Raw genomic sequence first — 8,094 nt, 5'->3', positions numbered from 1 at the left:
CGCTTTCTGCAGGAAGACCGGACTGCGCGGGCCCGAGGTCAAAATGAAATGCCCTTCCAGAACAGCACCCGCCTCGCGGAAAATGCCCAGCACTTCATCGGTGTTCATGTCTGCCTCTTTTTGATTGACCATGATGTTGTCCGAAACCGGAGCATGGTCTAGCCATTGACGCGTCTTGCGTCGCTGACGCTCGAATTGTCCTTGAGCTGCGATAGCAGCCGGTTGAGGTGCTTGAGATCCCAGACTTCGAGATCGATCAGCATTTCGGTGAAGTCGGGCGCAGTGCGCACCATCGACAGCGTATGGATGTTGGCGTCGTTCGAGGCAACCACCTGCGCTATATCGGCGAGTGACCCCGGCGCGTTGATGGCGGTGACCGATACGCGCGCCGGAAAGCGTTCCTTGGTGCGCTCATCGATGTCCCAGCGCACGTCGATCCAGCGCTCGGGCTGGTCATCGAACGCCTGCAGCGCTGGCGACTGGATCGGATAGATAGTGATGCCGGTGCCCGGCTGGACGATGCCGACGATGCGATCGCCAGGGACTGCCCCTTCCGGCGCGAAGCGCACCGGCAGATCGCCGCGCACGCCGCGGATCGGCACGGCTCCATCGCGCGGCTGGTCCTTGTCCTTGCGCGCGGCACGACCCGGAATCTGGAACAGCATGCCGGCGGCATTGCGGATCTTCGACCAGCCCTCCTCTCGCGGCTTGGGGACGGCCGTGGTGACGCGCTCATCCTTGTAGTCGGGGAATACCGCCTTCATGACATCAGTGGAGGCGAGCTCGCCACGCCCGACAGAGGCCAGCACATCCTCGATGTCCTTGCGCGCCAACCTGTGCAGCACCTGCTTCAGGCTCTCCTTGGTGAAGGTCTTGCCGGCACGCTCGAAGGCGCGTTCCAGGATGCGGATGCCAAGACCCGAATATTGCTTGCGGATGGCGTTCTTGGTGGCACGGCGGATGGCCGAGCGCGCCTTGCCGGTGACGACGACCGATTCCCACGCCGCCGGCGGCACCTGCGCCTTGGAGCGGATGATCTCGACCTCGTCGCCGTTCTTCAGTTCCGTCATCAGCGGCATGATGCGGCCGTTGACCTTGGCACCGACGCAGGTGTCGCCGACATCGGTGTGCACCGCATAGGCGAAGTCGATCGGTGTCGCGCCGCGCGGCAGCGCAATCAACATGCCTTTCGGGGTGAAGCAGAACACCTGGTCCTGGAACAGTTCCAGCTTGGTATTTTCGAGGAAATCCTCAGGGTTGTCGCCTTCGGCAAGCTGCTCGATGGTGCGGCGCAGCCAGGCGTAGGCGTTGGTTTCCTTTGAAATCGCGTGGGCGGCGCCATTCGTCTTGCCGCCGGTATCCTTGTAGATCGAATGGGCGGCGACGCCGTATTCGGCGATCTTGTTCATCTCTCGGGTACGGATCTGCAGCTCGACACGCTGGCGCGACGGGCCGACAATGGTGGTGTGGATCGAGCGGTAGTCGTTCTGTTTCGGCGTCGAGATGTAGTCCTTGAAGCGACCCGGCACCATCGACCACGCGGTGTGGATGGCGCCAAGCGCCCGGTAGCAGTCCTCGACCGTGTCGACGACGACGCGAAAGCCGAAGATGTCAGAGAGCTGCTCGAAGGACAGCGCCTTGGCCTCCATCTTGCGGAACACCGACCACGGCTTCTTCTGCCGGCTCTTTACGCTGGCGTTGATCGCATGCTTCTCGAACAACGTGGACAGTGCCTTTTCGATGTCCGTCAGCACGCCCTTGTTGCGTTCGAAGATTTCGGCAAGCCGTGCGGTGACGGCGCGATAGGCTTCAGGATTAATGAAGCGGAAGGCGATCTCCTCCAGCTCTTCACGCATGCCTTGCATGCCCATGCGCCCGGCCAGCGGTGCGTAGATATCCATCGTCTCCTCGGCGATGCGCAGGCGCTTGGCCTCCGGCATGTGGTCGAGGGTGCGCATATTGTGCAAACGATCGGCGAGCTTGACCAGCAGCACGCGGACATCTTCCGAAATCGCCAGCAGAAGCTTTCTCAGGTTTTCCGCCTGCTCGGCCTTCTTCGAGACCAGATCGAGCTTCTTCAACTTGGTCAGGCCCTCGACCAGCTTGCCCATTTCGGGGCCGAACAGATCGTCGATCTCGGCCCGCGTGGCGGTCGTGTCCTCGATGGTGTCGTGCAGCAGGGCGACCGCGATCGTCGCCTCGTCCATATGCATTTCGGTGAGGATGGCGGCGACTTCGAGCGGATGCGAGAAATACGGATCGCCGGAAGCGCGCTTCTGGTGGCCATGCTTCTGCATGGCATAGACATAGGCCTTGTTGAGCAACGCCTCGTTGACGTCAGGCTTGTAGCGCTGGACGCGCTCGACAAGCTCATACTGACGCATCATGGGCGGAATCTCGCGGTGCTGAAATGATTGATGCGCCGCACTAGCGTACGGCGCATCCCATAGATAGCCACGAAACTGACTGGACGGAAGTGCCGGAAACGTATTCCAGGCAGGTCCAGAACGCTGGCTTAGTAGTCGTCGCTCTTTTCCGGCGGCACCAGGCCCTCGATGCCGGCCAGGAGGTCTTCCTCGGTCATCCGGTCGAAGGTGATGTTCTCCTCGGCGTCGTCGGCGTCGGTGGCGGCAACGGCGGTGCCGGTCTGATCGGCAATCGCCTCGCCATCGGCCTCGGGCTCGTCGACCTCGACATGCTTCTGCAGCGAATGGATCAGATCTTCCTTGAGGTCGTCGGGCGACAGCGTCTCATCGGCGATCTCGCGCAGCGCCACAACCGGATTCTTGTCGTTGTCACGCGGCACTGTGATCGGCGCGCCCTGGCTGATCTGCCGGGCACGATGGCCGGCAAGGAGCACCAGCTCGAAGCGGTTGTCGACCTTGTCGATGCAATCTTCAACGGTTACGCGGGCCATGGATTGCCCCTTTCATGCGATGGATTTGATGGAAAACAGGCTCGGTCCATAACCCGAACGCCGCCAAAATACAAGCATCATGGCAATGGCTGGGTTGCATGGCGCCCAAACCTTGGTTCAAACACCCGATTTGGCAAAACCAGTCTGTGCTATGTGTTCGGTGTCCCGATCACAATTGCTTGCAGTGCCGCACGCGCCCTTGGATTGCCGCGAAACTGGCGCTATCTCGGATGGCATAGAGGTCAGCCGGTTTATTATGAGCCTGACCGAACGCTATCGCATTTGGTTTAGACGGGTGTTTATTTCGAGAAGGAATATTTTCCATGTTCGACCCTCGTGAAAAAATCGCCCTATTCATCGACGGCGCCAATCTCTACGCGACGTCGCGCGCGCTCGGCTTCGACATCGACTACCGCAAGCTTCTGTCGAGCTTCCAGAAGCGCGGCTATCTGCTGCGCGCCTATTATTACACGGCGCTGGTCGAGGATCAGGAATACTCCTCGATCCGTCCGCTGATCGACTGGCTCGACTATAATGGCTTCAAGGTGGTCACCAAGCCGGCCAAGGAATTCACCGACTCGACCGGCCGCCGCAAGATCAAGGGCAATATGGACATCGAGCTCACCGTCGATGCGCTGGAACTCGCCGATGTCGTCGACCACTACGTCATCTTTTCCGGCGACGGCGATTTCCGCACATTGGTCGAGGCATTGCAGCGGCGTGGCCGCAAGGTATCGATCGTCTCGACCATGGCCTCGCAGCCGCCGATGATCTCCGACGATCTGCGCCGCCAGGCCGACCATTTCATCGACCTGACGACGCTGAAGAACGAGGTTGGCCGTGACCCGTCCGAGCGCCCGGTGCGCAGGCCCGAGCCGGCCGAAGTCGACGAGGACGATTATTGAGGCCGGTCGCCTTGACCGTGCTTTCCGCCTCCGAACCCGGCCGCGATTGCCCGCTCTGCCCAAGGCTGCATGACTTCATCGCCGAGTGGCGGCAGCGCGAGCCGTCCTGGTTCAATGCGCCGGTGCCGACTTTTTTACCACCCGAGGGTGACGCGGCGGTTCAGTTGCTGATCGTCGGGCTGGCGCCTGGCCTGCGCGGTGCCAATCGAACGGGCCGCCCGTTCACCGGCGACTATGCCGGCGACATGCTCTACTCGACGATGATTTCGCACGGTTTTGCGCGCGGAGAGTTCAAGGCGCGGCCAGATGACGGATTGGAGCTGGTCGGCACCGCGATCACCAACGCGGTGCGCTGCGTGCCGCCGGAGAACAAGCCGGTGGGCGCTGAGATTGCCACCTGCCGGACATTCCTGGTGCCGACGATCGCCAGGTTCCCGAACCTGCGCGCCGTGCTGGCACTGGGATCGATCGCGCACCAGTCGACGGTGCGGGCATTGGGCGGGCGTGTCGCCGCCTATCCGTTCAAGCATGGCGGGCAGCTGCCGGCCGGCAGCATCACGATGTTTTCGAGCTATCATTGCTCGCGCTACAACACCAACACCGGTGTGCTGACCGAAGCGATGTTCGTTAGCGTTTTCAGCCAGATAGCGGCGTTCCTGCAGAAATAGAGTCGGGCGCCAGCGGATCAGCTTGATGGCGCAAACAGTGCAGCCAGCACCGCCGGCCCACCCTTCAGCACATTCATATCGACATCGCCATTGATGCCGTCGACGCGACCCCTGTTGTGGTACTGCCAGTAGACCCAGTCGTCGCGGTCCGGCTCCAGGAGCAACGAGCGGAGCCAGAGCGGACGGGCAGCAATGCGCCCTGCATAGGTCTGCGCTGCCTCATCGGTCAGATAGACGATCGCAGGCTTGCCGAACGTCGCCTCGACTGGAGCGAGGAACGCGGCCAGTTCGGCGTTCAATTGTTCGGGCGTCGGCCGCTGCGGGCAGTTGCCGCCGAATTCGATGTCGACGACCGGCGGCAGCAGCGGCTGGTCGTGCGGCACAACCGAGATGAAATTCTTCGCCTGGTCGGCGCCAGGTCGGCAAAAGGTGAAAAAGTGATAGGCGCCGACGGCGAGACCGGCGGCGCGGGCCTCTTCCAGATTCTTCGCGAAGGCATCGTCGACATGATCGCCGCCTTCGGTCGCCTTGATGACTGCGAAGGCGACATCGTCGGCGGCGACACGCGGCCAGTCGATCCGGCCCTGATGATGGGAAACGTCGATGCCCCTGAGCGGATATTTGTCGCGGTCCGGCGAGAATGCCTTGAAATAGATGTAGCCGCCTGCTGCGACGAAACATACCAAGACCAGACTGGCCAGACCAAAGAGAACAATTCGGTTCTTCAAGCGAATGGCCCCAGCCTACCCACGCTCTTTTAACAGCCGGCCCTTCTCGCGCGACCAATCGCGCTGCTTCTCGCTCTCGCGCTTGTCGTGCAGTTTCTTGCCGCGGCCGACAGCGAGCAGCAGCTTGGCGCGGCCCTGGTCGTTGAAATAGATTTTCAGCGGCACAAGCGTCATGCCTTCGCGGTCGACGCTTTGCGACAGTTTCGCCATTTCGCGCTTGTTGAGCAGCAGCTTGCGGCGCCGCCTGGGCTCGTGGTTGAAGCGGTTGGCCTGCAGATATTCCGGCAGATAGGAATTGATCAGCCAGATCTCGCCGCCTTCGACCGAGGCGTAGCTGTCCTGGATGTTGGCCTGGCCCTGGCGCAGCGACTTGACCTCGGTGCCGGTCAGCACCAGACCGGCCTCGACCGTGTCGAGCACCTCATAGGAAAACCGCGCCTTGCGGTTTTCCGAAACGGTCTTGTTGTTGGGATCGGCTTTTCTGACTTGATTCATGATGCGGAGAGGTGGCGCCTCATCCCTAATTAATCAAGCCGGCGTGCTTCATAGCCGCATCGATCTTGTCGGCAGTCGACTGTTCGATCGTCACCAACGGCGAGCGCAGCACGTTTTCGACCTTGCCTAGCTTCGACAGCGCGTATTTGGCGCCGGAAACGCCAGGCTCGATGAAGATCGCCTTGTGCAGCGGCAGCAGGCGATCCTGCAGATCCAGCGCCTTGGCGCTGTCGCCGGCAAGCGTTGCCTCCTGGAATTCGGCGCACAGCCGCGGCGCGACGTTCGACGTCACCGAAATACAGCCGACGCCGCCATGCGCGTTGAATCCAAGCGCCGAAGCATCTTCGCCCGAAAGCTGGATGAAATCCTTGCCGCACGTGGCACGCTGCTCGGAAACCCGTTCGACCTTGCCGGTGGCATCCTTGACACCGACGATGTTCTTGAAGTCGTGCACGAGCCGGCCCATCGTGTCCGGCATCATGTCGATGACCGAGCGCGGCGGGATGTTGTAGATGATGATCGGCAGCTTGGTCGCCCTGGCGACCGCCGCGAAGTGCTCATACAGGCCGCGCTGCGTCGGCCTGTTATAATAAGGCGTGACGACCAGGGCGGCATCGGCGCCGGCCTTCTCGGCATACTGCACGAGCCCGACGGCTTCCTCGGTGTTGTTGGAACCAGCGCCGGCGACGACCGGAACTCGTCCCTTGGCCACCTCGATGCATACCTTGACGACCTGGCGGTGCTCGTCATGCGACAGTGTCGGCGACTCGCCGGTGGTGCCGACCGGCACCAGGCCCGTCGTGCCCTCCGCGAGTTGCCATTCGACGAATGCGCGAAAGGCTTTCTCGTCGAAACGCCCGCTCTTTTCGAACGGTGTCACGAGCGCAGTAAGCGAGCCTCTCAGCATATCGTCCAACTCCTTGGCACTTCTGGTGTTTTGTGTCGGTGTTTGTGGTCGCGCCTTCTAACCGAAAGCGAAGCGGCGCACCATAGTCTCGACATGGTTGCGCGGCAAGCATTGCCATGGTGCCAGCAAGCGCAATTCGAACGGCCTCGCTAACTCTTTGTTTACGGGCTCTTCACGACCTAAGTTTAGGCTTCGAGGCATCTTCGCCAGCTTGTGGAATGCCAGGACAAGGAAAGATTTAGGGATCATGCCGGGCGGTCGGCCTCACCTTCTCGCGCTGCTTGGCGCCGCGCTCGCGCTGATGCCGGGCATGGCGATCAGCGGCAGCGTGGACGCACGGGTCACCTCAGCCATTCCGATTCCAGGCGCGGCAATTGCGCTGCCAGACCTGCAGGACAGAACGCGACAGGCGCCCTTGCCCGACGTCGCCCCTCTGAAAAGCGGACTGGATGCGTTGGCGCGGGGTGATAGTCTCCGCGCTCGTGGCGTGCGCGATGCCCTTCCGGCGCAGTCGCTCGACCAGCATATCCTTGCCTGGGCGATCGCGCTTTATGGCGGCGACAAGGTTCCGAGCGACGATATCACTGCTGCGGCCAAGATGCTGCCCAACTGGCCGGGGACCGTAGCCCTGCGCAAGAACAGCGAGCGCGCGCTCTATCGAGAGAACCCTGCCCCCGACATCGTCATCAGGGCGTTCGATGGCAGCCAGCCGCAGACATTCGAAGGCGTGATGGTTCTCGCCCGCGCCTATGTGGCGTCCAGCAATACCAAGGCGGCGCGTTCCGTGCTGTCGCCCTTCTGGCGCACCGCGATCCTGGAGGCCAAGGACGAGGCGGCGCTGATCAAGGAATTCGGCAGCCTGATCCCGGCCGCGGACCACCGCTTTCGCATGGAGCGCATGTTCTATGCCGACCGCGCGAATTCCGCGCTGCGCGTCGCCGGCCTCGCCGGCGCCCAGCAGCTCGCCGATGCATGGGCGGCGGCCGACAAAGGCGACAAGAACGCGCCCAAGCTGCTGAAGGCCGTGCCGGCAATGCAACGTTCGGCCGGCTACTTCTTCGCGCAGGCCGAATATTTGCGCAAGCAGGAGGATTTTGCCGGCGCTGCAGCCATTGTGATGCAGGCACCGACCGATCGCGAAGCTCTGGTCGATCCGGATGCCTGGTGGGTCGAGCGCCGGGTGCTGTCGCGTGAACTGGTCGACCAGGGCGACATGAAGGCCGCGTACAAGATCGTCGCTACACACGCTGCCGAAAGTGCCACCAATGCGGCCGACGCCGAATTCCATGCCGGCTGGTACGCGTTGCGCGGCCTGAACGACCCCAAGCTTGCCGCAACGCATTTCGCTCGCATCGCCGACCTTGCCCAAGGGCCGATGACGCTGTCGCGCGCGTATTACTGGCTCGGCCGTGCCGCCGAAGTCGGCGGCCCGGGCAACGCCAAGGATTATTTTGCGCGCGCCGCTGCCTACGGC

Annotated in this window: 7 protein-coding genes and 2 pseudogenes; 3 read left to right on the top strand and 6 right to left on the bottom strand. The window is 62.2% G+C overall.

The genetic code is table 11. The features are described 5' to 3' along the window. The 3 genes and pseudogenes from EOA22_RS17900 to rpoZ form a co-directional block, all read right to left on the bottom strand. Positions 1-108 (bottom strand): annotated as a pseudogene (locus tag EOA22_RS17900) (orotate phosphoribosyltransferase); the annotation flags it as partial. 50 nt (positions 109-158) lie between these two features. Further along, positions 159-2,387: a bifunctional (p)ppGpp synthetase/guanosine-3',5'-bis(diphosphate) 3'-pyrophosphohydrolase gene (locus tag EOA22_RS17895; RefSeq protein ID WP_013532590.1), complete on the bottom strand. Its 2,229-nt coding sequence runs from the start codon at positions 2,385-2,387 to the stop codon at positions 159-161. A gap of 128 nt (positions 2,388-2,515) precedes the next feature. Continuing rightward, the gene (rpoZ, locus tag EOA22_RS17890) at positions 2,516-2,917 is read right to left on the bottom strand and encodes a DNA-directed RNA polymerase subunit omega (protein ID WP_013532591.1); all 402 of its coding nucleotides are present in this window, start codon (positions 2,915-2,917) and stop codon (positions 2,516-2,518) included. A 323-nt stretch (positions 2,918-3,240) separates the two neighbouring features. Between rpoZ and EOA22_RS17885 the strand changes: the two genes are divergently transcribed. Both EOA22_RS17885 and EOA22_RS17880 read left to right on the top strand, forming a co-directional pair. Further along, positions 3,241-3,822 (top strand): NYN domain-containing protein, encoded by a 582-nt coding sequence (locus tag EOA22_RS17885; protein ID WP_010915096.1) that lies wholly within the window; start codon positions 3,241-3,243, stop codon positions 3,820-3,822. Between the two features lie 11 nt (positions 3,823-3,833). Continuing rightward, positions 3,834-4,490, top strand: coding sequence for a uracil-DNA glycosylase (locus EOA22_RS17880; RefSeq protein ID WP_127390117.1), 657 nt, complete (start codon positions 3,834-3,836; stop codon positions 4,488-4,490). A 17-nt stretch (positions 4,491-4,507) separates the two neighbouring features. Here EOA22_RS17880 and EOA22_RS17875 read toward each other — a convergent pair whose 3' ends face one another. The 3 genes from EOA22_RS17875 to dapA are packed head-to-tail and all read right to left on the bottom strand — an operon-like array spanning position 4,508 to position 6,620. Next, positions 4,508-5,218, bottom strand: coding sequence for a GH25 family lysozyme (locus EOA22_RS17875; protein WP_013532593.1), 711 nt, complete (start codon positions 5,216-5,218; stop codon positions 4,508-4,510). Between the two features lie 15 nt (positions 5,219-5,233). After that, complete coding sequence (smpB, locus tag EOA22_RS17870; protein WP_013532594.1) at positions 5,234-5,713, bottom strand: SsrA-binding protein SmpB; 480 nt, start codon at positions 5,711-5,713, stop codon at positions 5,234-5,236. Between the two features lie 25 nt (positions 5,714-5,738). Continuing rightward, positions 5,739-6,620, bottom strand: coding sequence for a 4-hydroxy-tetrahydrodipicolinate synthase (gene dapA, locus EOA22_RS17865; RefSeq protein ID WP_013532595.1), 882 nt, complete (start codon positions 6,618-6,620; stop codon positions 5,739-5,741). 247 nt (positions 6,621-6,867) lie between these two features. On the opposite strand from dapA, the pseudogene EOA22_RS17860 reads away from it, so the two are divergent. Then, positions 6,868-8,094 (top strand): annotated as a pseudogene (locus tag EOA22_RS17860) (lytic transglycosylase domain-containing protein); the annotation flags it as partial.

This window comes from Mesorhizobium sp. M7A.F.Ca.US.014.04.1.1 (genome assembly GCF_003998745.1).
Taxonomy (GTDB): domain Bacteria; phylum Pseudomonadota; class Alphaproteobacteria; order Rhizobiales; family Rhizobiaceae; genus Mesorhizobium; species Mesorhizobium ciceri.
The sequence above is the reverse complement of the archived record's forward strand: the minus strand, read 5'-3'. Positions and strand labels throughout refer to the sequence as shown.